This is a genomic window from Wolbachia endosymbiont (group A) of Phasia obesa, assembly GCF_964028125.1.
Classification (GTDB): Bacteria; Pseudomonadota; Alphaproteobacteria; order Rickettsiales; family Anaplasmataceae; genus Wolbachia; species Wolbachia pipientis.
Window position 1 is genome coordinate 593782 of sequence record NZ_OZ034764.1, and the last position, 24388, is coordinate 618169.

19 protein-coding genes and 1 pseudogene are annotated in these 24388 nt (G+C 35.7%); 13 read left to right on the plus strand and 7 right to left on the minus strand.

Annotation, left to right across the window (positions count from 1 at the left end; genetic code table 11):
• The first annotated feature begins 9 nt into the window (after nt 1-9).
• From clpP to recJ, 7 genes are all read left to right on the plus strand, one after another.
• Nucleotides 10-636, plus strand: a complete 627-nt coding sequence (gene clpP, locus ABWU29_RS03055; protein ID WP_006280254.1) for an ATP-dependent Clp endopeptidase proteolytic subunit ClpP — start codon at nt 10-12, stop codon at nt 634-636.
• Entirely contained in the window at nt 636-1913 is a 1278-nt protein-coding gene (clpX, locus tag ABWU29_RS03060) for an ATP-dependent Clp protease ATP-binding subunit ClpX (RefSeq protein ID WP_006279985.1), read from the plus strand. The genes clpP and clpX overlap by 1 nt, the downstream gene beginning before the upstream one ends.
• Nucleotides 1914-1928: 15 nt before the next feature.
• Entirely contained in the window at nt 1929-4382 is a 2454-nt protein-coding gene (gene lon / locus ABWU29_RS03065) for an endopeptidase La (protein ID WP_141456951.1), read from the plus strand.
• Nucleotides 4383-4665: 283 nt separating this feature from the next.
• Nucleotides 4666-5961, plus strand: a complete 1296-nt coding sequence (locus ABWU29_RS03070) for a Na+/H+ antiporter NhaC family protein (protein WP_141456953.1) — start codon at nt 4666-4668, stop codon at nt 5959-5961.
• Between the two features lie 34 nt (nt 5962-5995).
• Complete coding sequence (locus ABWU29_RS03075; RefSeq protein WP_174516867.1) at nt 5996-7246, plus strand: cbb3-type cytochrome c oxidase subunit I; 1251 nt, start codon at nt 5996-5998, stop codon at nt 7244-7246.
• Between the two features lie 1003 nt (nt 7247-8249).
• Nucleotides 8250-8471 (plus strand): hypothetical protein, encoded by a 222-nt coding sequence (locus ABWU29_RS03080; protein WP_041573526.1) that lies wholly within the window; start codon nt 8250-8252, stop codon nt 8469-8471.
• A gap of 60 nt (nt 8472-8531) precedes the next feature.
• On the plus strand, nt 8532-10271 hold the full coding sequence (gene recJ, locus ABWU29_RS03085; RefSeq protein WP_353280120.1) for a single-stranded-DNA-specific exonuclease RecJ: 1740 nt from the start codon (nt 8532-8534) through the stop codon (nt 10269-10271).
• Nucleotides 10272-11173: 902 nt separating this feature from the next.
• On the opposite strand, the gene ABWU29_RS03090 is transcribed toward recJ, so the two are convergent.
• Entirely contained in the window at nt 11174-11980 is an 807-nt protein-coding gene (locus ABWU29_RS03090) for a YgfZ/GcvT domain-containing protein (RefSeq protein ID WP_015589111.1), read from the minus strand.
• A 186-nt stretch (nt 11981-12166) separates the two neighbouring features.
• Between ABWU29_RS03090 and ABWU29_RS03095 the strand changes: the two genes are divergently transcribed.
• From ABWU29_RS03095 to ABWU29_RS03105, 3 genes are all read left to right on the plus strand, one after another.
• Entirely contained in the window at nt 12167-12448 is a 282-nt protein-coding gene (locus tag ABWU29_RS03095) for a co-chaperone GroES (RefSeq protein ID WP_173862882.1), read from the plus strand.
• 100 nt (nt 12449-12548) lie between these two features.
• Entirely contained in the window at nt 12549-14198 is a 1650-nt protein-coding gene (groL, locus tag ABWU29_RS03100; RefSeq protein ID WP_141456977.1) for a chaperonin GroEL, read from the plus strand.
• 673 nt (nt 14199-14871) lie between these two features.
• Complete coding sequence (locus ABWU29_RS03105; RefSeq protein WP_015589109.1) at nt 14872-15375, plus strand: protein-disulfide reductase DsbD domain-containing protein; 504 nt, start codon at nt 14872-14874, stop codon at nt 15373-15375.
• A gap of 156 nt (nt 15376-15531) precedes the next feature.
• On the opposite strand, the pseudogene ABWU29_RS03110 reads toward ABWU29_RS03105, so the two are convergent.
• The 3 genes and pseudogenes from ABWU29_RS03110 to ABWU29_RS03120 form a co-directional block, all read right to left on the minus strand.
• A pseudogene (locus ABWU29_RS03110) lies at nt 15532-16087 on the minus strand (transposase).
• 119 nt (nt 16088-16206) lie between these two features.
• Nucleotides 16207-16476 (minus strand): IS110 family transposase, encoded by a 270-nt coding sequence (locus ABWU29_RS03115; RefSeq protein WP_007552972.1) that lies wholly within the window; start codon nt 16474-16476, stop codon nt 16207-16209.
• Between the two features lie 208 nt (nt 16477-16684).
• Complete coding sequence (locus ABWU29_RS03120) at nt 16685-16912, minus strand: hypothetical protein (protein ID WP_141456975.1); 228 nt, start codon at nt 16910-16912, stop codon at nt 16685-16687.
• Nucleotides 16913-16933: 21 nt separating this feature from the next.
• Here ABWU29_RS03120 and ABWU29_RS03125 point away from each other — a divergent pair, with 21 nt between their 5' ends.
• The 3 genes from ABWU29_RS03125 to ABWU29_RS03135 all read left to right on the plus strand — a co-directional run bounded on the left by ABWU29_RS03125 (nt 16934) and on the right by ABWU29_RS03135 (nt 20756).
• Complete coding sequence (locus tag ABWU29_RS03125) at nt 16934-18277, plus strand: alanine:cation symporter family protein (protein ID WP_015589108.1); 1344 nt, start codon at nt 16934-16936, stop codon at nt 18275-18277.
• Nucleotides 18278-18312: 35 nt separating this feature from the next.
• A complete protein-coding gene (locus tag ABWU29_RS03130) occupies nt 18313-18471 on the plus strand; it encodes a hypothetical protein (RefSeq protein ID WP_153296804.1) in 159 nt (52 codons plus the stop codon).
• A 152-nt stretch (nt 18472-18623) separates the two neighbouring features.
• On the plus strand, nt 18624-20756 hold the full coding sequence (locus ABWU29_RS03135) for a hypothetical protein (protein ID WP_353280122.1): 2133 nt from the start codon (nt 18624-18626) through the stop codon (nt 20754-20756).
• On the opposite strand, the gene ABWU29_RS03140 is transcribed toward ABWU29_RS03135, so the two are convergent.
• The 3 genes from ABWU29_RS03140 to ABWU29_RS03150 all read right to left on the minus strand — a co-directional run bounded on the left by ABWU29_RS03140 (nt 20748) and on the right by ABWU29_RS03150 (nt 24184).
• Nucleotides 20748-21344 (minus strand): Maf family nucleotide pyrophosphatase, encoded by a 597-nt coding sequence (locus ABWU29_RS03140; protein WP_007550161.1) that lies wholly within the window; start codon nt 21342-21344, stop codon nt 20748-20750. The two genes, ABWU29_RS03135 and ABWU29_RS03140, sit on opposite strands and share 9 nt — an antisense overlap.
• On the minus strand, nt 21322-21585 hold the full coding sequence (gene infA / locus ABWU29_RS03145) for a translation initiation factor IF-1 (RefSeq protein ID WP_007550159.1): 264 nt from the start codon (nt 21583-21585) through the stop codon (nt 21322-21324). Before infA ends, ABWU29_RS03140 begins: the two co-directional genes overlap by 23 nt.
• A 112-nt stretch (nt 21586-21697) precedes the next feature.
• A complete protein-coding gene (locus tag ABWU29_RS03150; RefSeq protein WP_353280123.1) occupies nt 21698-24184 on the minus strand; it encodes a hypothetical protein in 2487 nt (828 codons plus the stop codon).
• Between the last annotated feature and the right edge of the window lie 204 nt (nt 24185-24388).

Sequence of the window (24388 nt, forward strand, 5' to 3'; positions counted from 1 at the left end):
GGAAAAGGTATGACTCTTATACCAATTGTAGTTGAACAAACTAGTCGCGGTGAGCGCGCTTATGACATATATTCAAGACTAGTGAAAGAAAGAATAATTTTTGTAACAGGTCCTATTGAAGACAATATGGCCAGTGTAATAGTAGCACAGCTTTTATTTTTAGAATCGGAAAATCCCGATAAAGACATTTGTATGTACATCAACTCACCAGGTGGTGTTGTAACTGCTGGTTTGTCGATCTACGATACAATGCAGTATATAAACCCAGACGTTTCAACTTTATGTATAGGTCAAGCTGCGTCTATGGGTTCTTTATTGCTTGCAGCTGGTACAAAAGGTAAGCGCTACTCTCTACCTCATTCAAGAATTATGATACATCAGCCATCTGGTGGTTATCATGGTCAAGCAACTGATATAGAAATACATGCTAATGAAATTTTGCGAGTTAAGAAAAAACTAAATCAAATTTATGAAAAACATACTGGAAATTCACTGAAGAAAATTGAAGGAATGATGGAAAGAGATAAATTCATGGATCCTGAAGAAGCAAGGAAAATTGGCTTAATTGACAGGGTGATAGCTGAGCGTACAGATATTGAAATTGAAAATATTAAAGTTAAACAAAAGGTGGGTTAATGGATAACAATAATGATTTACACTACTGTTCTTTTTGCAACAAGGCGCAAGATGAAGTAGATAAATTGATTACTAACTCTTCGGATGGTTTAAAGGTGTTTATTTGTAATGAGTGCATAGAATTATCCCATAAAGCAATAAGTCAAAAGAAAGATAGATCTTTTAATTCAGATCGTATATCTGATATGAAGCTATTACTAAAGAAACCTGAGGATATAAAAAACTTTCTCAGCAAGCATGTTGTAGGTCAAGAACACGCGCAACACGTTTTATCTGTAGCTATGTATAACCATTGTCAATCCATGGTACAATTTCATGCTATAAGTGATATTGAAATCGAGAAGTCAAATATAATGCTTATTGGTCCCACTGGTTCTGGTAAGACTTTGCTAGCCAAAACACTTGCTAAAGTTTCAGATGTGCCATTTGCTATGGCTGATGCGACAACTTTAACTGAGGCAGGTTATGTGGGTGATGATGTAGAAAGCGTGTTGTCGCGTTTATTACAAGCTGCAAATTATGACGTTGTAAAAGCACAGCGTGGTATAGTGTTTATAGATGAAATAGACAAGATTACAAGAAAATCTGAAAGCACTTCAATAACCCGTGACGTTTCAGGTGAAGGGGTCCAGCAAGCTCTGCTTAAGATTATGGAGGGTACAGTTGCTTATGTTCCGCCACAAGGAGGGCGAAAACACCCGCAACAAGAGTTTATACAAGTGGATACTAGTAACATACTGTTTATTTGTGGAGGAGCTTTTGAAGGCCTCGATAAAATTATTGAAGCGAGAAAAAAGGGAACGTCAGTTGGCTTTGGAGCAGATATAAGTCAGTCTAAAGAGCAAAAGAAAAAGAATGCTTTACATGATGTTCAACCTGAAGATTTAATCAAATTCGGTTTAATACCCGAATTTGTAGGGCGGGTTCCAATAACTGCTGTTTTAGATGAGCTGGATCATGAAGATTTAATACATGTGTTGACAGAGCCAAGGAATGCACTAATAAAACAGTACAAAGCATTGCTTGCGTTTAGCAAAGTAAACCTTGAGTTTTCAGATGAAGCAATATCAGCTATTGCTAAAAAGGCTATAAGCTACAAAACAGGTGCAAGAATGTTACGTGCTATCTTGGAGTCACTTTTGCTTGACATTATGTATACATCTGGAAACGGAGGCTTTGAAGGTAGCACTATAGTAATCACTAAGAAAATGGTAGAATTAGGAAAAGCAACGGTTAATCATAATAACAATGGCAATGTTATAACGGTTAATGATTAATTTGAGGCATATATTATGAACATTGAACGTGCTGTAAGCTCTAGTTTTACTGCATTGCCAGTATTACCTTTAAGAGATGTAGTAATTTTTCCAAATATAATGGTGCCTTTATTCATAGGCAGAGAAAAATCTGTTAATGCACTAGAGTATGCAATAAGTAGTAGTAATCACCAAAATGAGATTTTTCTTGTAGCACAGAAAGATGGCTCTGTTGATAATCCAGAGCCTGAAGATCTTTATGAAGTAGGTGTGTTAGCAAGCATTGTACAACCGTTAATAAAATTACCTGACAATGCAGTAAAAGTTATAATCCGGGGGATAAGAAGGGGAAGAGTTGTAGAATATATTAGCTCTCATACTTTATTACAAGCCAGGGTAGAGTTAGACAATCATTATAAAGAAGATGAAGACAATATTGATTTAGAAGCTTTAAGGCGGTCTGTTGTAGACGCGTTCGATAGCTGGTGTAAGCTAAACAAGAAAAATCAACCCGAGGTTGCCATTAACTCCATTGATCAAATCAAAGAAGTTGATCAACTTGTAGACACGGTAGCTTCACATTTAAATATAAAAGTATCAGATAAACAAAGTATACTTGAGGCTTATGACCCAGAAGAGCGTTTAAAAAAAGCTTTTGCTTTTATTGAGAGAGAAATGAGTATTTTGAACGCACAAAACCGTTTATATAAGACAATTAAATCGCAAGTTGAAAGCACTCAGAAAGTTTACTACCTTAACGAGCAATTGAAAGCTATACAGAAAGAATTAGGCGAATTTGAGAATGGTGATGAAGGGAATATACTCAATGAATTTGAAAAAAAGATAAATGAAACAAAGCTTTCTCAGGAAGCAAGAGAGAAAGCTATAACTGATTTGAAGAGATACAAGAAAATGAATCCCATTTCTCCTGAAGCTACAGTTATATCTAGTTACTTGCATTGGTTGCTTGAGTTGCCATGGGGAAAGTACAAAGATGCAAAAATTAACTTAAATGCAGCTAAGAAAATCTTAGATGAAAATCATTATGGCATAGAGAAAGTAAAAGATAGAATAATAGAATTTTTAGCGGTATTAAAAAGAGTAAAAGAGATAAAAGGTCCTATACTTTGCTTAGTTGGACCGCCAGGTGTTGGTAAAACTTCTTTAGCTAAGTCTATGGCAAGAGCAGTAGGAAGAGATTTTGTTCGCATAGCTCTTGGTGGTGTGCGTGATGAGTCTGAGATACGAGGGCATAGGAAAACTTATATTGGCTCAATGCCTGGTAAAATCATTCAACACATGAAAAAAGCTAATTCATGCAACCCGCTTTTTCTGCTTGATGAAATAGATAAGATGGGTTCTGATTCGCGTGGCGATCCTGCATCTGCATTACTTGAGGTTTTAGATACTGAGCACAATAAACACTTTACGGATCATTACTTGGAAGTTGAGTTTGATCTTTCAAGTGTAATGTTTGTAGCTACGGCAAACAGCTTAAATTTACCACATCCTTTGCGTGATAGGATGGAAATTATACAATTGTCCGGGTATACTGAAGATGAAAAAATCAGTATTGCTACACACCACCTTATTCCGAAGTTAAAGAAGGAGCATGGTTTGTATCAGAAGGAATGGGACATAACTAATGAGGCGTTATACGAGTTGATACGTTTATATACACGTGAAAGTGGTGTGCGGAGTATGGAAAGGGAGCTTGCAAAGCTCATGAGAAAGGCAGTTAAAGAAATATTGACTGATAAAAATAAGAAAATATCCGTAGGGGTTGACAATTTACAAGATTATTTAGGGGTACGTAAATATACCTTTGGCATTGCGGAAAATGAGAGTTTAGTAGGAATAGTAACTGGGCTCGCCTATACTGAAACAGGTGGTGATATTTTGATGATAGAATCAGTCCTAATTCCGGGCAAGGGAGAAATAAAATACACAGGAAAGCTTGGAGAGGTTATGCAAGAATCTATAAAAGCTGCGTATAGTTATATTCGATCAAATTGTTTGTTTTTTGGTATAAAGCCCGAAAAATTCCAAAATAATGATATACATTTACATGTACCTGAGGGTGCAGTACCAAAAGATGGCCCTTCTGCTGGCGGCGCGGTATGTACGTCTATTGTTTCTCTTATGACGAATATACCAGTTAACAAAAATGTTGCTATGACAGGCGAAGTGACATTGCGTGGTAGAGTTTTAGCTATTGGGGGCTTAAGAGAAAAATTGCTTGCAGCGCTCAGAGGATCAATCAAAACTGTGATTATACCAAGTGAAAATGAGAAAGATATGCAAGAGATTCCGGCAAGCATCAAAGAGGGGATCAACGTAGTTTTTGCTAAGAATATTGATGAAGTTATGAAAGTTGCTTTAATGCACCCTACTACTCCAATTGATGGTGATGATAATCAAAATAGTGTGCCTTCCTCTATAGAAAGTAAAGATGATACTTTTCCTATGTCGGAAACATTGAAGCATTAGATTAAAAAAATATTATCAATCTCCATTTCTCTTTTATCTGGCAAGAATCCACCAACTTGTGCATCCCATAAGGATATGACTTGCTTTGTTGTTATGTCATTCATATTTTTTACTTATTCTATCTCCCAGTTTAATTCAAGTAGATGATATATTATAATAGTCCTTTTCATGGAAACCTTTTCTGGTGGATTGCTTTCTAGAAAAACATTGGTCAAGGTGCCAACTGTGGTTTATAATAATATAAATTATATCATAGTTGATTTGCGTTTATCAGAGCTGAGGTATGTTTTATTTTACAAATTTTTTGCCTATTTTACTGTTCCTATTTCTTTTTGTAGGAAGCGGCATATATTTTACTGTTCTTGGCGTGTCAAATGCTTTTTATCAGTTATCTCCACTAGTAGCCATTGTTCCTGCCATAGCTCTGGGTTGGGTTTTATACAAGGGCAATACTGAAGAAAAAATGTATGCCTTTCTAGATGGGGTAAGAGATCGTAATATTATCACTATGTGCATCATTTTTTTACTTGCAGGTGCATTCAGTGAAGTAACTAAAGCAATCGGTAGTGCTGATGCCACAGTTAATTTGGCTCTTTCATTTATACCAACACAATTTTTACTCATAGGATTATTTTTTGTAGCAGCTTTCATCTCCACTGCTATTGGTACATCAATGGGCACCATTGCAACAATTGCTCCTATTGCAGTTGAACTGACACAAGCTGGGATTTCTCCTTCCTTAGGAGTTGCAACCGTTGTAGGAGGAGCAATGTTTGGCGACAATTTATCTATTATCTCTGATACTACAATTGCATCTGTGATGTCTCAAAAGGCTGATATAAAGAAAAAATTAAAACTGAATGCAAAAGTGGCACTAATTGCTTCTATATTCACAATAATTATATTATTTTATAGCTCAAGCAATAGTGCTGCTATTTCAGTTAAGGAGTATTCTTTATTGCTTGTGACTCCTTACATAATACTTATATTGCTTGCAAACTTTGGAATAAATGTATTTACGGCATTGGTTTTAAGCATAACTTTTGCTGGAATCATTGGATTTATAAATAACAACAATTATGGTTTATTGTTTTTAAGCCAAAACATCACTAAGGGGTTTATGAGTATGCATGAAATTATGCTACTGTCATTGATGGTTGGCGGGCTTTCAGGACTGGTAGGTAAAAATTCTAAGGAGCTTGCAGATAAACTTTCATCTTGGGTTATGATACAACGTGGTGGACAAAAAACTGCGCAATTATTTATTGCAAAAATAGTCAGCATATTTGATATTTTACTTGCAAATAACACCATCGCTATAATTTTTAGTGGTGAAATTGCTAGAGATATTGCTAAGAAATATGAAATACCGCCTCACTATAGTGCAGCATGGCTAGGCATATTTTCTTGTGTATTTCAAGGATTAATACCGTATGGCGCTCAATTGCTTTTGGCTAGCACTATTGCTGGAGTTTCACCTTTGGCAGTCGTGCCACACGTATACTATTGCTATGTTTTAGGTATTATTGCAGTGTTATATATTGTATTGAACAAAATTGAGAAAAAAGATTGTGCTTAATATACAAGACAACGCTCCGCTCTGTAGAAAATGGATGTTCTTGGCAGTATGTGCTCTTGCTTGCTCTGGGTTACTGTCAATAATTGTTATTTTTCTACGATTGCCTTTTATCTCCTCTCTTGTTCCTTCTGCACAATATATTTTTGATAATGCGCTGGTAATACACGTGAACTTGTCAATTTTAGTGTGGATGTGCTCTATAATATCTCTGCTCTTTATCATAAACCTACAAAATACCAATAGTTGGTTTAACTTTTCATGGGTTCTATCAACCCTTTCGATGCTGCTCATGTTTATATCCGCATTCGTTCCAAACACTGAAGTTATCAAAAGTAATTATATTCCCGTGTTACAAAACAAATTATTTTTGTTTGGACTCAGTTTATTTATTGCCAGTATATTAGTAAATACAATGCTAGCATACACATCAAAAAAAGAGGTTTCATTTCTCTCTGTTGGGCAAATTGGGCTAGTTATTATACTTGTATCGTCATTTCTTTGCTTTGTTTTAGCATATAATAATATGCCTCCAGGTCTATATCACTCAGATAATAATTTATTTTACGAATATCTCTTTTGGGGAGGCGGACATTTATTGCAGTTTGCTTTTACTCAAGGAATGTTTTTAGTCTATTTAATGATCAGTGATGTTAGTTTAGCTTCAAGCAATAAAATTACTATTTTACCACTATTTATAAACACGATTTTAGCTGTAGGCGCACCGTTTGTATATTTTGTTTATCCAGTTGATAGTGCCAAGTTAATACAGTTTTTTACTTGGCATATGAGGATTGCTGGAGCAGTTTTGCCGTGCTTTTTGATAATATTAGTGTGCTGCAACATCAGAACTTTTATTAATGATAAAAGCAACTATTTATTACATTCATTTTTGTTGTTCACTTATGGAGATGTGCTCGGAGTGTTGACTATTGAAGGAAATGTCACCATTCCCGCTCATTATCACGGTTCTGTAGTTGGGATCACTATAGCTTTTATGAATTTCATTTATTGGCTGTTACCCAAATTAAACTTTAAAGAGATAAAAGGTTCCATGGTAAGATTACAGATTTATGCCTACAGTATAGGGCATTTTCTCCATATCACTGGTCTTGTGTGGCTTGGTGGATATGGTGCTTTAAGGAAGGTTGCAGATCTGCCAAGTATTTCATCAATGTTAGCACGCACGTGCTTCATTATAGGTGGCGCTATATCAGTTGTTGGTGGAATGTTGTTCGTAATAATTGTGCTTTTACATCTGTTAAAAGGCAAAGCGCGTACCAACTGACCCATAGAAACAAAAAAAACTTCCTTGACAAACTCCGCCAGCCCCCTTATCATGAAACTGAAGCTATTTATTTATCTTCTCTGTACAGATTAAATGACAAAAAAACTCACGTATCTGGCGTCCCATGTTTAATTTTTTGCACTATGTGCACCTTATGTCTTTATAAAATTTCTAGGTTTTTACCTAATATAAGCTGAAATGCGCTTATAAAGCATTTAAAACATCAAAAAACGCCGATTTAAAAAATGGATAGTGAATAACTAGCTACCCTAGGGTTTCTTTTGCCTTTTTTTCTGTTTAGTAAATTTCTTAATGTTTATAATTTAGATTAGTTGCGGCTTAAAAGCAACTAAATCGCGGTTATTAAGCGTTTAGAATAAAAAAACGCCATACTTGAAAGTATAATGTAAGTAATTAGCCAACCACGGGGCTTCTTTTGCCTTTTTTTTCATTTGGTAAATTTTTTAATATTTATACGGAAGGTAGCGCGTGACGCTGGAACCCCAAAAAAAGGATGATGTCATCCCAGTGCTCCTTTTTTTGTCATCCGAGTAGCTGACACTGTCCTCCTTTGTCATCCCAGTGCCCAAACATTGGGATCCAGCATTTCACGCAATCCCATCAAGAACGTTGTATTTTACATAACACTTTTATGCTTACCAACTTAATAAAATTCCTGGATCCCAGTGGGCTTTGTTGCATCGCTACTTATGAAAGGCTAACTATAATTAGGATTATAAGCAACTTATTGAAAATCTTGTTTTTTTTGCAATCAATCTGATCAAATTTAAGAATAGTAACTTGTTATTTATATTAATAAATTTAATTCTATTGAAAATAGCTAAAGCATTGAAATTCTTGAATTTTAGCCGGATTAGTGAGTGGTAGTGAAATTTCTTTTACTCAAATTTAGGTATTCACTGACCGTTCTTGTTATAAATACCAGAATAATAAGCTACTGATATTCTCCACCTTTTTTATCTTTAATCCATCATAGCTAGCGATGCAACAAAGCCATCATAGTCAAGGCACTGGAATGACAAAAAAAGGAGGCACTGGAACGACAAAGTGGAGTGTCTGCTTCTGTCATCCTATGATAGCTAAAAAGACCTGGTCACGCGCTGGAATGACACCGAAGGGGCTACTGCCCTCTTGGATGGAGACCAGTGTCAGCTACTTAGATGATACCTTTTTTCTACTTAGTTTAGGTTATGCAGAAGTCTAATACAATTATAGAACAAGCTTAAAAATTCTGGTAAAGTAGTTTTATTTACAAAGAAAGAATATGCTACTTGAAATTGAAAAGCGCAGCATAACAAGTGCATTGTGGAAGTTGCAAGAAGCAGATCAAAGGCAAATCTTAACTCTTACACAGAGATTTGAGTTACCAGAAATATTAGCAAGAATATTGGTTACTCGTGGTGTTAACATAGAAAATGCAAGCGACTTCTTATATCCACTAATCAGATCGCTATTACCAGATCCCTTTCACCTTCTTGATATGGATAAAGCTGTTTCTCGTATAATACGGGCAATAAAAAATGATGAAAACCTTGCAATATTTGGTGACTATGATGTTGATGGTGCAACGTCGTCAGCATTGATTAACAGGTACCTGAGAGCAATCGATATACACTCTATAATCTACATTCCAGATCGTGTTGATGAGGGTTATGGATTAAACACAGATGCTTTATTACAACTTAAAAAGAATGGAATTGATTTATGTATTTCCGTTGATTGTGGTACGCTTGCATATCAACCAATAGAAGATGCAAAGGCTTTTGGTCTTGATATTATAGTTGTTGACCATCACCTTGGTACGGAAAAATTACCAAGCGCCGTAGCAGTTGTGAATCCAAACCGCCTTGATGAGAGCTCTCCTTATAATAACCTAGCAGCAGTTGGAGTGTCATTTCTGCTAATTGTTGCTCTTAATAAAAGCCTACGTGAGCAAGGATTTTTTACCAACAAAAAAGAACCAGATTTATTTGATCTGTTGGATTTGGTTGCCCTGGGAACTGTCTGTGATGTTATGCAGATCACAGGCCTCAATAGAGCACTTGTCTCACAAGGATTAAAAGTTATGTCAACAAGAAAAAACGTTGGCTTGCGTGTTTTATTTGATGCTTTGGGAATCCTTGAAAAACCAAGTGTTTCGCGGTTGGGGTTTAGCATTGGACCGTGCATAAATGCTGGAGGAAGAATTGGAGAAGCATCGCTTGGTGCAAGGTTGCTTTCCACCGATGATGATGAAGAGGCACATTCAATCGCGCTAAAATTAATAGATTTGAATAATGCAAGAAAAGTGTTAGAAAATGAGGCTCTCTTGGAAGCTACAGCACAAGCGGAAAAGTCTGCCCAATCAGGTGCGAATTTTATAATGATAAGTGGCAATTGGCACCAGGGAATAATTGGTATAATTGCATCAAGGCTAAAGGAGCAGTTTCACTTGCCAACAGTAGTGATATCTTTAAATAATGGAATAGGAAAAGCAAGCTGTAGATCAATTTTGGGAGTTGATATCGGTGCTGCAGTCCTTTCCGCAAAGTTTATAAATTTGATTATTGAAGGTGGTGGCCATAGTATGGCGGCAGGATTTTCAATTAAAGAAGACAAAATAAATGATTTGCATGATTTTTTTACTGAAAGATTTTCAAACTCTATAAATGAGAAAACTTTAAAAGCTGATAGTATAGTAACTGCTAAAGCAATAAATTTGTCTTTATGGAATCAATTGCAACGCTTGGGACCATTTGGAGTTGGAAATCCTGAACCAAGGTTTATTATCCAAGGAGCAAAGATAAGAAAGCCTGAAGTTATAGGAGTTGACCATATAAAATGTTTTATTGCTGATGATAATGTTATGGTAAGAGCTATTGCATTTCGTTCTGCAAATACTCATCTTGGCTCTGCTATCATGCAGGGTAATGTTAAAGCTATTTTGGGTAAAATCTCTATGAATTACTGGAATGGCAATGAATTTGTACAATTTTTAATAGAAGATGTATTGACCATTAGTTGAGTGTATCTGTTCAGCAGAGTGGCAAAATAGGTAGACAAGATAAACCAAAAAATCGAGAAAAAGTGAGTTTACAACAACTGGTGTCATGAAATTATCTGACACTGATTTCCATCCAAGAGGGTGTCATCCCAGTGCTCCTATAATGTCATCCCAGTGCGTGACACTGGGATGACACCCTACTTAACCGTCATACCGCGATTCATTCGCGGTATCTCTTAGCCGCTAACAAGTAGCGGGATGACGAGCTTATCGTCATGCCACTGCGAACCGTCATACCGCCGCGGCGCTAACAAGAGATCCCGCTAACAAGTAGCGGGATGACGAGCTTATCGTCATGCCACTGCGAACCGTCATACCGCCGCGGCGCTAACAAGAGATCCCGCTAACAAGCAGCGGGATGACGGCTGTCGCTTAGCCATAAACGTTAAAAAATTTACCAAACGAAAAAAAAGGCAAAAGAAGCCCCGTGGTTATTATCCGCTTTAAAATATTGGCGTTTTTTATGTTTTAAACGCTTGACAAGCGAGATTCAGCCGCTTTTAATTGCAACTAACTTACGCTGCAAATGTTTAAGAAATTTACTAAGCAGAAAAAAAGACAAAGAATCCCCGAGTTAGCTAGTCTTTTACTATCTCTGTCGAGTATTGGCATTTTTTGATGTCTTGTAACGCTTTATAAGCGCGTTCAGCTTATTTAGATAAAAATCTAGATGTAGATGAAGTTTTGTAAAGACATACAGTATCTATATACTGCAAAAAATTGAACATAAGACGCCGATACATTAAGTAATCCTTACCTTTTAATCTGCAGATTGGCGAAAGCAAATACAATAGCTTCACTATCATGATAAGGGCGCTGGCGAAGGGTGTCAAGTAAGTTTTTTCGTTTCTATATGCGCTACCTTAAGACTTCAACGTCTTAACGCACCTAACTCCATCTGCATATAAATTTGCATGGCTCTTTCCAGTATTAAGCAATGCAAATCCAATGTTGTCTACACTAGAGCGCAGTTCCCCTATTTCCTCATTGTTTTCATTTGTCACTTTAGTGCCAATATCTGGAAGTGCGTTATCCCCCTCAACAAGGTAAAGTTTTCTTCTGAATATTTCTTGTCTGCTCATTCGATTTACAACTTCCTGACCTATATAACACCCCTTATTAAAGCTTATACCGTTTACCTTATCGATTAAAAATTGCAGCGGAAACGATGAATTCTGCACCATATCTTTCGCTCCATCTGGAACGAGATTTTGAATTCTAACTTTTTCATACTGAGTAAAATCCCCAACCGGCTCTTTTATTTCATCTTTATGTATGATCCTCATTCCTAGCAGCTTGTGCCTTGGATCTTGAAAAATAACTTGTGACTTACCACTACACTCCGCCAACTTAGTATTAAACAAAACTCCAACCTTATATAGTGCGCTAACGTCTTTAATCTTCACTCTCAAGTAAGTTTTAAGCAAATCCAGTTTCTCGATTATTTGCTGCAAGTGCATGTTTTCGCACTCTAAGAGGGTGTATTTACCATATTCAATAAGAAAAAAATCATATAGATATTTTCCCTGAGGGCTAAGCAATAAAGAGTAAATGGCTTTTTGGCTATCCAACTTATTAATATCATTGGTTATAATACCCTGCAGAAAATCTCTAGTGTCAGGCCCATATAGCACTATCACACCACGACTTAAAAATGGTATATAACTCATGAAATCTCTATAAATAAATCTAAATTTTATTATATAACATTAGGCTCTTTTAGAAACTGCTTTTGGCGTGCATATTTTATAATGGCGTGCATATTTTACAAGCTCCAGCCCTTGAAATCTAACTTACGAGTATATATATATAAACTTATAAGTTAATTTGTTGATGAGGAAAAACAAATGTCAAGTATAAGTTTAAATGTATTAGATGATAGCGTGCTGATCAAGCCTATTAGCGAAGAAAAGCAAGGTGGAATTGTGCTTCCATCAAGTGCTGAAAAGAAACCTACTAAAGGTGAAGTTATAGCAATTGGTGAAGGTTCACGCAATTCAAGTGGCGAACGCGTAACTTTAACTGTGAAAGCTGGTGATAAAGTGTTCTATCGTCAATGGGCTGGTACAGAAATAGAACATAATGATGAAAAGCTTATCGTGATGAAAGAGTCCGATATACTTGCTGTCATTAAATAGCAGTCTTTATTTTACTAAACTTAAACAAAGCGCAACATGACGCATTGTGAATGATTTTATTATAGTTTTCTAAATTTTTTATTAACAAGAGGTGATAAAAATGACTAATGTAGTAGTATCAGGTGAGCAGTTGCAAGAAGCCTTTCGTGAAGTCGCAGCAATAGTAGACTCAACGGTGGCAATAACTGCGGGACCTAGAGGAAAAACAGTAGGGATTAATAAGCCCTATGGAGCACCAGAAATTACAAAAGATGGTTATAAGGTGATGAAGGGTATCAAGCCTGAAAAACCATTAAACGCTGTAATAGCAAGCATCTTTGCACAAAGTTGTTCTCAATGTAACGATAAAGTTGGTGATGGTACAACAACGTGCTCAATACTAACTAGCAACATGATAATGGAAGCTTCAAAATCAATTGCTGCTGGAAACGATCGTGTTGGTATTAAAAACGGAATACAGAAGGCAAAAGATGTAATATTAAAGGAAATTACGTCAATGTCTCGTACAATTTCTCTAGAGAAAATAGACGAAGTGGCACAAGTTGCAATAATATCTGCAAATGGTGATAAGGATATAGGTAACAGTATTGCTGATTCCGTGAAAAAAGTTGGAAAAGAGGGTGTAATAACTGTTGAAGAGAGTAAAGGTTCAAAAGAGTTAGAAGTTGAGCTGACTACTGGCATGCAATTTGATCGCGGTTATCTCTCTCCGTATTTTATTACAAATAATGAAAAAATGATCGTGGAGCTTGATAATCCTTATCTATTAATTACAGAGAAAAAATTAAATATTATTCAACCTTTACTTCCTATTCTTGAAGCTATTGTTAAATCTGGTAAACCTTTGGTTATTATTGCAGAGGATATCGAAGGTGAAGCATTAAGCACTTTAGTTATCAATAAATTGCGTGGTGGTTTAAAAGTTGCTGCAGTAAAAGCTCCAGGTTTTGGTGACAGAAGAAAGGAGATGCTCGAAGACATAGCAACTTTAACTGGTGCTAAGTACGTCATAAAAGATGAACTTGGAATCAAGATGGAAGATCTCACGCTTGATGATCTTGGTACGGCTAAAAATGTTAAAATTACTAAAGATAATACCACAGTTGTCAGCGAAAATAGCGATTCTGACAGTGTGAAAGCTAGAATCGAGCAGATTAAATCTCAAATTGAAACTTCAACTTCTGATTATGATAAAGAAAAGCTAAGAGAACGTTTAGCGAAATTATCAGGTGGCGTTGCTGTGCTCAAAGTTGGTGGAGCAACTGAAGTGGAAGTTAAAGAACGTAGAGATAGAGTCGAAGATGCGCTGCATGCAACAAGAGCTGCAATTGAAGAAGGTATAGTTCCAGGTGGTGGGGTTGCGCTTCTTTATGCTTCATCTGTTCTCGACAAATTAAAAGGTGCAAGTGACGAGGAACAAATAGGCATAAACATTATCAAGAAAGTTCTCAGTGCTCCAATTAGAAGGTTAGTCAAAAATGCTGGTCTTGAATCTGCTGTTATAATTGACTATTTGATTAAGCAGAATGATAAAGAGCTTATATACAACGTTGAGGCTATGAATTACGCTAATGCATTTACAGCTGGTGTGATTGATCCAGCAAAAGTGGTGCGTATTGCTTTTGAAACAGCGGTATCTGTTGCGAGTGTGCTGATAACTACTGAATCTATGATAGTTGATGTACCAAGCAAAGAAAATGCTTCATCTCCTATGGGTGCAGGAGAAATGAGTGGCATGGGTGGATTCTAAGTAGAATGAAACCGTGGAGCAATTGCTCCACGGTAGTTCCAAAAAATCTCACATTTTACTATTCGTTAAAGGTAATACGTTTGGTGCAGAAATGCACTACTGTTTGCATCCGTTTCATGCCTTTATATTGTGGTTGTCTAATAACAAAAAGGCAGCATAAAAGAACTATAATCCCTAGTATATTTATACTATAGCTAACACGTCATACCGCGATTCATTCCACAACTGTACGAACATTACAATATGGCACATAGTAAACGATGTCATGAAAGTAGCTGACACTGGAATTCAGGAAAAAGGATGATGTCATTCCAGTGCTTGACACTGGAATCCAGCATTTCCATAATCATCAAGACATTGTATTTTAACAAAAAACAGCTATTTTTATGCTTGCCAACTTAATAAAATTCCTGGATCCCAGTGTCAAGCACTGGGATGACACCCTCCTTATGGGCCAAAATCACAATGTTCGTACAGTTGTGGATTCATTCGCGGTATCTCGGCATAGATTCCGCTAACAAGTAGCGGAATGACGAATTTGTCGTTTTTCAGATTGTTGTAAGTCAGTTTAGCTATAGCATAATGCTATATTAATAAATAATCTATATAATGCTATTAAATGTAATAATTAAAATCTAAATCACTTTCTCTATAAAAGGAGAAATTTACCTTAATGAAAATATATATATATTTAATATTATTTTTATTTTTTTCTTGCGCTCAACTATATGCTGACGAGGAAATTGCAAAATTTGATTTACTTATTGGCGAGATAAATGAAGCAAGCTTCACTCTTAAAGGTGCAATAAAGGTTACAGTAGAACCAGGCTGGCACATATATTATAAAGATCCTGGAGATTTTGGCCTTCCCACGTCTATTAGTTACAAAGGTAATGCATCAGATATAAATATTCACTGGCCTATTCCAAAGGAACATAAAGATAAAGTAGGGAGAGAGACGTTTGTAAGTAACGTATATGAGGATATGGTATTATTTCCCTTTAAGATGAATATATTTTTAAATCAAGGGTATATTGACCTTAACTTCCATATAAATTATGCGATATGTAAAGATAGGTGCATCCCTAAAAATGTTGAGATAAAAATCAGGCAACCATTAAAGGATTTTATAGATTCTGATATCAATAAACTTATAAATGAGTGGTATGAAAAATAGAGTTCTCATGGGGTAGGTGTCATTCCAGCGCGTGACACTGGAATCTCATTTACTTTTTTGTTCACTATGTGAGGAACTTGGGCCTACAAGTATATAAACATAATGGTTTCACATAAAAAATTTAGATCCCAGATACTGTCTCTGCTGTCAAACAAATTATCCAACAAAATTACAATTAAATGGTTGATTCTTTTTAAGAATACCAAAAAAGACATGCATTAATTTTCGCATTAACGCAAGAACTATGACTTTTGGACATTTGCCTTTACTTGCTAGACGCTGACAAAACTTTTGAAAATGATTATTATGGTTTTTGACTACTATAGCTGGCATATAAAGAGCTTTTCGAATACGCTCAGATCCTATTTTGCATATGCAACTTCTCTTACTTACTGACGATCCCGATTGATAATGTCCTGGCAGCAAAAGCTGTAAATTGTTTAGCATTGTCAAAGTTATCAACTGATGGCATTTCTGCGACAACAGCAACAGCAGTAAGATATCCTATACCTTTTATAGTCTTAAGGTTTTCCACCATATTTTTTAGATGTGGATAGTTATTTATATGCTCATTAATTTCTTTTTCGAGAACAATAATTTGCTCCTCTATTGCCAAAATTACTTTAGATATAGCTTCTTTGCAACTGGAATGCATATTTTTGTTTTCCAAGCGATTTGTCTGTTGCACCTTATCATCTTTTAGCGATTGCATGCAACGCCCTCAAATGCCTCATTTCAGGTGCAATGGGCTTCCAAAGAGCAGGTTTGTTGGCGATACAAAATCTAGCTATCATAGCTGCATCTGATTTATCTGTCTTATTTCTGAGCAGCTCACTTTTGCCAAAAGCTTTCTGGGTTTACTATACTGACATTATGTCCTAAATCATGCATAAAAGTAGCCAAATCTTCTCCATACCAACTAGTTGCTTCAAGACATAAATGAGTAAGATTTGCTCCATGGCCATTGCACCAAACTACAAGTTTTGCAAAACCATCTTGATTATTTTGAAAGACTTTGTGTCGTTTTTTACTGTCCACTAACAAACAAACATCAAATTTCTTTTTTGAAATATCCACACCCAAAATAGCATTTACTTGCATAAAATTGCCTCCAAGACTATAAATAAACTGAGAGTTTAGACTAACCTTGTAATACGGGATATAATTCCAAAAGATACTGTTCAGTCTTTAACTCTATGGGAGGGAAGCAAAATCTGGCTTAATGGCATTAGTGTCGCATCAGCTTCACCCTCCCTGTGAGGTATTTTAGCTCTAATGCCTCACATCATAAAGATACAAGTGTCACGCACTAACTGTACGAACATTGAGATATAAGAGTAATTTGTACCAAGAAAAAAGATGTCATCCCAGTGCCCAGACACTGGGATGACATCGTCTTAACATTGTACCATATTACAATGTTCGTACAGTTATATGTCACGCTACTTGGATGACAAGAAAAGGTTTCTAGAATGACGGAAACGAAGTCATACATAGAAAATAGGTTAGGTATTTTCAATTTTTGTTGTATACTCAAATAAAAATCTCACTTTTACAGATGGATACAGTAAAGTTTGTTTTATTACTGCCAACAATATTACTCATGCTAGTTGCTGGTGTTTACCTATCGATTAAACTAAAATGGCTACAGGTATTTAGATTACCATACGCCCTTTCACTCCTTGGAGCTAAAAAAGGAGAAAATAAATTTTCTTCTATAGCCGCTCTGTTTACAATTTTAGGGGGAAATTTGGGAGTAGGAAATATTTCAGGAACTGCTGTTGCTCTAAAAACCGGAGGACCGGGCTCTATTTTGTGGATGGCGATAATTATTGTTATCACTTCTGTGATAAAATATGTCACTTGTTATCTAAGTATAAAAACCAGAAAGGAAAAGAACGGACGGTTTATAGGTGGCCCTGTAGCCTACATGGCTGATGCATTTAACTCTAGAAAAGCTACAATTGTGTTTCTAGTTGTTATGATAATGGTTTCAATAACAGTTGGTAACCTTGTTCAGGTAAATTCTCTATCAATACCACTTAACATGATAGATGTGCCTGTAGTCATTGGTGGCATTGTAATGGCCATAATATTTTTTGTTGTTGCAGCTCTCAGCTTAAAAAAAATTAAAATTTTTATATCGGCTATGATACCGATAATGACGGTAAGTTACCTCACACTTTGCGGTATCATATTATTTAAATTTAGTGAAAATATTCTTCCTTCTCTAAAACTAATAACAAGCAGTTTTTTTACAACCAGTAGCTTTAACTCTGGTTTATCTTTAGGTTTGATTTTAGAAATGTTGACTATTATTCAAGTTGGAACTTTGCGAGGTATTTTTGCAACAGATATAGGGCTTGGCCTTGAAGGAATCGTACATTCTTCAATTGTTCCTAAGAAAAATAACAATAAATTTATTATTGAGCAGAGTCTAATTACGATAATATCGCCTTTTATAGTTGCGTTTATAGTGTTTATTACAACAATGGTACTGCTTGTCACAGATTCTTGGATTACTGATTTAGAGAGCACTAACATGTGCATATTTGCTTTTAGAAAGGCAATGAATTGGCCTTATATTGACTATTTAATTATGGCCATAATGTTTTGTTTTGCTTTTACTACTATTTTTACTTGGTTTTTTTGCTCAAAACAGACAATACGCTATGTGTCTATGGATAATAAATACACTAAAATCTGGATTGTAATTTTTACCATGATCATTCCGCTTGGTGCGATAGGTAAAGTCCGGTTGCTATGGGATGTTGCTGATATCTCGATTGCTGCTTTGTTGTTTATCAACATACTCGCTATACTCAAGCTAACCTCTCAAGATCCAGAAGTGTTTACTATGAGTAGCAGATATTTGAAGTTGCAAAAACAGAGCTATAGCTAAAGCAATTTAGGCTATGCAGCTGTTGTGATATAAGAGTGATTTCCGCCAAGAAGGATGTCATCCCAGTGCCCAGACACTGGGATCCAGGAATCTTGATTGGCACTAAGTTAGTGAGCATAAAAGTAGCTAATCTTATGTTAAAACACAACATTTTTGATGGGGTTCGTGAAAGGCTGGATTCCAGACTGGAATGACAACTTAAATCGTTTGATGTTACCATAAAATAGCTTGTGTCATCACATTAGTAACACAACCTTCCTTAATAAAAATTCAACCAATGCTTGTGATAATTATATTAGCTAGTATTAGCTAGAACTAAAGGCAGAGGGTTATTAGTGAGGGATATATGGGCACTAACGATACACAACAAGAACACATTTATAATGAGCGCATTCAAGAAATTTTTCCTTTATTTGATAAAATAAGAAAGGAAGACGACCCAATTTATAATGCTAGAGTTGATTTTAACACAGTAAAGTTTTTAACAAAACACGCCAACTGGAATTGGGACGAAGAAGAAAACAAAGATAAAGCATATGGAGTTATTCTTCAGAAATGCGACAAGACAAAGAAAGCTGGACAAGACCTTGAAAGTGAAGTTAAAGAAAGGTTGAAAGAGTATGTTGATGATGTTGCAGGAGTTTCAATATACGGTAATCACGCAAGTATTACGCTGGGAAATAACAAAAAAGAGTTTAAAATCAGCGAATTTTTAAACAGTGATTTTTGTGAGAAGAATGAAATCTCGGGATTTTCAACATTGCATAGTGATGGAAAGAGCGGAATGCATGGTTTTGTTGCCGAGGAAGAAGGGAAAAAAATAAGACATTATGTCGTAACTGATGGTTCATATGAAATGACTTTAAAGTGGTATGCGGAGGGGAAGGAATGTAAGATCAAAATTAAGATTGATGCTAACGGTGTAGACCTTGTTAAAGGTGATGATTTTTCTCTAGAACGGTTAGAAGTAAACAGAGATGTAAAAATAGGTGGTTTATTCTTGCATGAAATACAATTCAGGGAGAAAGGACAAGGAAAAGTGAATGAGGTGCAACATAATAAAGACAGTAACGAGCTATCATCTGAAACTACAACAAGAATTGATGTTAATAGAGATGTTAGCGTTCAAGCTACTGATATAACTCGAAAAAAAGAAGATCACCATTCACATTTTGGACCACAATCTAACAGCAGAAGGCAGTCTTACGATAGCGGAATTGGAAAAGATTTTGATGATAAAATTAATTCTCAGGAGGCTAAAGAAAAGCGTGAGCTTAGACAAGCAGCACGAGAAGCAAATTCGGGAGGTCAAGTTTATAACCTACAATCGCTTTTTGAGGAGAATCCTCAGAACAAAAAAACTCCTCCGCCACTTCCACCTAGAACTAGTTCACTACCACCTAAAAAAGGTGTTTTCGATGAGCAAGGGGGAGCCAAATCTGGAAGCCAAAAACCAGATGACTTGCGCGAAAATGAGCAAACACCTAATAATCAGCAAAAAGGTGCAACTTCTGATTCTTCAGATAGTTCTACTTTCACCAAGTCTGTAAGCCACAATCAAGATAATAGGCAAGAAGATGAACGGTATGACAATCCTACATTTGGACATGCTGTACCTGGAAGCCAAAAACCAGATAGAAGTGAGCAAACACCTAATGATCAGCAACAACCTAAAACCCAGCAACAAGAAGGAAATAGCAAAGGCGATCTGTTACAAGACATCAGAAATTTCAAGAAAAACAACTTACGGCACATTGATGTTGATGATAGAAAAGCATCAATTGCAGGAAGTAGAAAAAATAACCCATCACCGTTAGAGACATTAAAGGACAGAATTCCTTATTCATCTTCTCCAGATAACAGTGATAACCAAGATGCTAGTGATGCTAAGTGGAAAGAAAGTGAACAGCCGCTCTCTGCTACAGCACTCAATAATAAAAGTGACTCGGGCTATTCATCTCCAACTCATGACAATAATGAACAATCTCAAGTAAATCCTGAACAGTTAAAGAAGAGCTTAGAAAACATTGAACCAAAAGAAATCGGAGATACGAGTGAGTTAAAAGGAGCATTGGGAAACCCGGATAAAGGGTTAAGAGAACCGGCACAACAGGCTACTAAAGAAAATATTCCTAAAGATTCATTCTCAGAAAACATTTTAGAAAAGATAGGAGAAGGTAAACAATATGACCCTATACGTAAGTGGTTAGAAAAAACAGTGGCAGAACGAGAAAATAATGACACTAATCCAACTGTAGATAAAAATAGCGAACTATATAAATTACTAGAGAAAGATGAAGCACAACTGAAAGCTGGAGTAATAGAAGAAGAAAGAGGAGATACTTTAACAGAACACACTGATGGTTATGATCGCAATAGAATTGCATTAGCTAACAGAAATAAAAGACCACTAGATTGGGCTAAACAGGTTGCTGAGTCACAACAAAAAAAAGATACTAATAAAGGTATTTCAATATAAATTGAAGTTAAAATAATTGCTTAGCAAACAATAGGTTTCATGTAATGGTAACCCTATAACGGAAGAGTAGGAGCCGCGTAAGAACAATACGAACACTCCAGCTAGGCCTTGTATATTGCATCCCCCCGCCCTATTTTTCCACTCTTCTGATGCTAAATAATACTTAATTTCTTGTTCACTGAGACGTTTAAATTTCACTATTGTAACCACAGTCCTGATATGTTGTTTAGATTGATCGGGAGTTAATAGACATACACTGGTGTATACTCTATGCCTTCTTCCTGATAACAAGCGGATACATTTTTCTGCTTGCTCAACGTTTTCAGCTTTGAGCAATATCCTTCTACCACAAGCAACAACTGTATCAACACCAAGCACAAAGTAATTTGGATTTGAGCTTTGTATTTTCTCCGCTTTACTTTTTGCCATACGGATTGAGTAATCCTTCGGAAGTTCCTTTTTTAAAGGGGCTTCATCTATATCTGCTGGCAAAATTAAACCTGGCTCAATGTTTATTTGTTTTAGTAAAGCTATACGCCTTTTCGATGATGAAGCAAGAATAAGATTATTTAGAGATCGTTCTGTCACTTGTACCTTTAAGCCTTCTAATGATCCTACCCTTTCTCGCATTCCTATCGTAAATGCTCATCTCAACTAACACCCTATCCCCTATAATGATGCGTATTTTACTTCTTCTCACTTTCCCTGATACATGACAGATAATCTCATGTTCATTGTCCAGTTTCACTCTAAATTCTGCTGCAGGTAGTAAAGCAGTTACTGCCCCTTCCACTTCAAAAATTGTTTTCGATTTCTCGTCTTTTATCATATGTTATATTATAATTTAATAATCTTTTTTAGTCTACTATAGATTTTAAATTATTATCAACACAAAAGACCTTTTGCGCCCCACTTAAGTTGCAACTTAACCCCAACCATCTTCACAATGATACCCTACCTACGTTTCTACTCTCTGCCACCTTCTCAATAGAACTTATAGGACTTATGTTGAAAGATAAATCATTATCACAATTTTCTTCATCGCTATCAAGTCCACTATCAACGCTTAAAGATCTGAGTAATGTTGTCTTCTCTCTCAGTGGAACATAAGACTCATTATCAACGCTTGAAGATTTGGATAACCTTTTCTTCTGTCGTGGAGCATTACCAGACTCATTAGAAATTTCTCCCGTTAATTGATTGTTGAAGCTCCTTTGTTCATCAGCACGAATTTTTTCTTCCAGTCCATCAAGCATTCCTACCAATTCATCACCCCATTCATTTTCTTCTTCTAATAATTGTTTACACTTTTCTTTCTCACGCTCTAGCTCGTTTCTTAACTCTTCGACTTTATCTTCATCTTTAGTGAGTTCAAGTGTAAGCACCTTATCTCCTGGAAATTCCTCGTACTCGTTTTCTAGTTCTTCAATGTTGAGTTTTAGTCTCTCTTCTCCAAGTGTATCTTGTAAATCGCTATCCTGCCTATCTGATTCTTTAATCTTTTGCCCAATTTCTACTTGTACCTTATATTCCTGATCTAATTCTCTTAGCTGATCTTTCAAGCGCTCTTTCTGCTGGCGTCGTTCAACCATTATCTGTTCCGCATCTTCTCGTGCTTGATTTAGCTCTTTTTCCAAATTCTTCTTTCCTGCATTAACAATTTTCAGCTCTTCCTTTAGCTTTCTTTTTTCTTCATATACACCTTTAAGTTCTTGTGCTTTCCCTTGTAGCTCTTTTAACACACCTGCTAATTCTTCATTTTTTTGTGCCAGTTCAGTTTGCAATTCCGTGTTTTTTTGCTCCTCTTTTTCAAACCTGTCTTGTAAATCGCTATTCTGCTTCTCTAACTTTACAATTGTTTGATTAGCTTCTGCTTGGGTTGTTTCTAGTTTCTCCTGTAGTCGCTGATTTTCTTGTATTAATTCATGGTGCTTTTTATTTATCACTTGCAACCCTGCTTCTATTTCTTGCTTCAATTCAACAGCTTCTTTTTTCAAATTTGACATTTCTTGCTTCAATTCAACGTTTTTTTCGGACAGCATCTGATTATTTAAAATCAATTCATCCATTTGTTGTGAAGCAAATTCTGTCTGAGTTCCAGTGTGCTGTAAATTGACTTCCGTTTTAGTTTCGATTTGTTGTGAAGCAACTTCTGTTTGAGTTTCAGTGTGTTGTAAATTGACTTCCGTTTGAGTTGATGCATTGCTATTAATAGAAGGAGGAAGGCTATTGTCAGCATCAACTTTAGGGTCTAATTCCCCCTCTGGTTCCTTGCGATAGGCCACTATAGATTCATTTTGAAAATTGTTATTAGCAGTAGGCACAACATCAGCAGCCTTACCCTTTTCTAGTACAGCATCATATAAGGAGAGACTTTGAATATATAATTCATCATTTTGCTTTATCAATTCTAAGATCTCCTCCGATGAAACAAAATCTTCACCATTAAATTTTAGTACTTCAGTTATGCGACCGCTACTCACATTCATAATCATGGTACAAATTGAAACATTCCCGAACTCATCCTTTATAGGCCAAGTGCTTGTCATTTCATAACATGTGCCTTCTTTAAATTCATAATATCTTTTCTTATCTTCTTGATAAGCGTATATTTCATGTTTTTTATTGCAATAGATATTCAATTTTTTAATATCTTTCTCTTGCTGTAAAATGTCACTAATTCTTGTTGGCTCACTTTTATTGTAATTAATAAGGTTAACATTCAAAACTCTATGAGCATTATCAGTTTCTGTGTAATAAGCTTGAAGCTCTACGTCTTTCCTCTCAAAATATTTACTTGCAGTTTTTTTTCCCTGCTCTGCCAACTCTATGCATTTATCTATATCTTCCTTAAAGCTCTTATTAGCAGACTCTGTTACTGCTTTATCTATGTACGTTTGTTTAAAATCTCTATCGTTTATTAGGTCATAAAAACTCCACCCATCCCCAAAAGCCCCCTGCACGTAAGTGAAATTCTTTTTTTCCTTTAGTTCTCTTAAGAACCACACCTTTTCTTTCAGATTTTTCAGTTGAAAGCTTACCCTTGCCTTTACACTAGAGTTTTTGGCAGGAATACTAACTTCTTCTAATTCTTTAAGTAATTTGTTATTTTTTATAATTGAGGAGCAAAACTTTACAATAGCAGAATTTGCAAACGAAGGATCTTTTTTTATATCTTCATCAATAATTTCTTTAAAACGTGCAAATTGAGGTAGAACATAAAAATTGATTATTTCTTTTTCTGATCTTGTTTTATTAGCATAAAAGATATCACCTAATTGTGAATATAACTCTTTTAATGTATAGTAGATAAGCGTAGAGCAATAAACCTCCCTATTCAGTGAAGTTGGTCCAATACACTTTTCAAGTTGATCACCTGTTTTTCCTGCCTCTGCTGTTTTTTCTTCTTTAGCCAAACTTCCAATCATAATACACCTCCTTAACTATATTTATATTATACCAATTAACATATATTAAAAGAAATCAAACTGTATAACCTGGTCCTACACTAACTTTTATGATTACTTAATTGTGTAAAAATAACTGCAAGTGTTAAACTTGAGCTTTTATTTTTCATTATACATTTCTTACTACATGTTTATACTGCTGTCTTGCATAATAGACTATTCGAA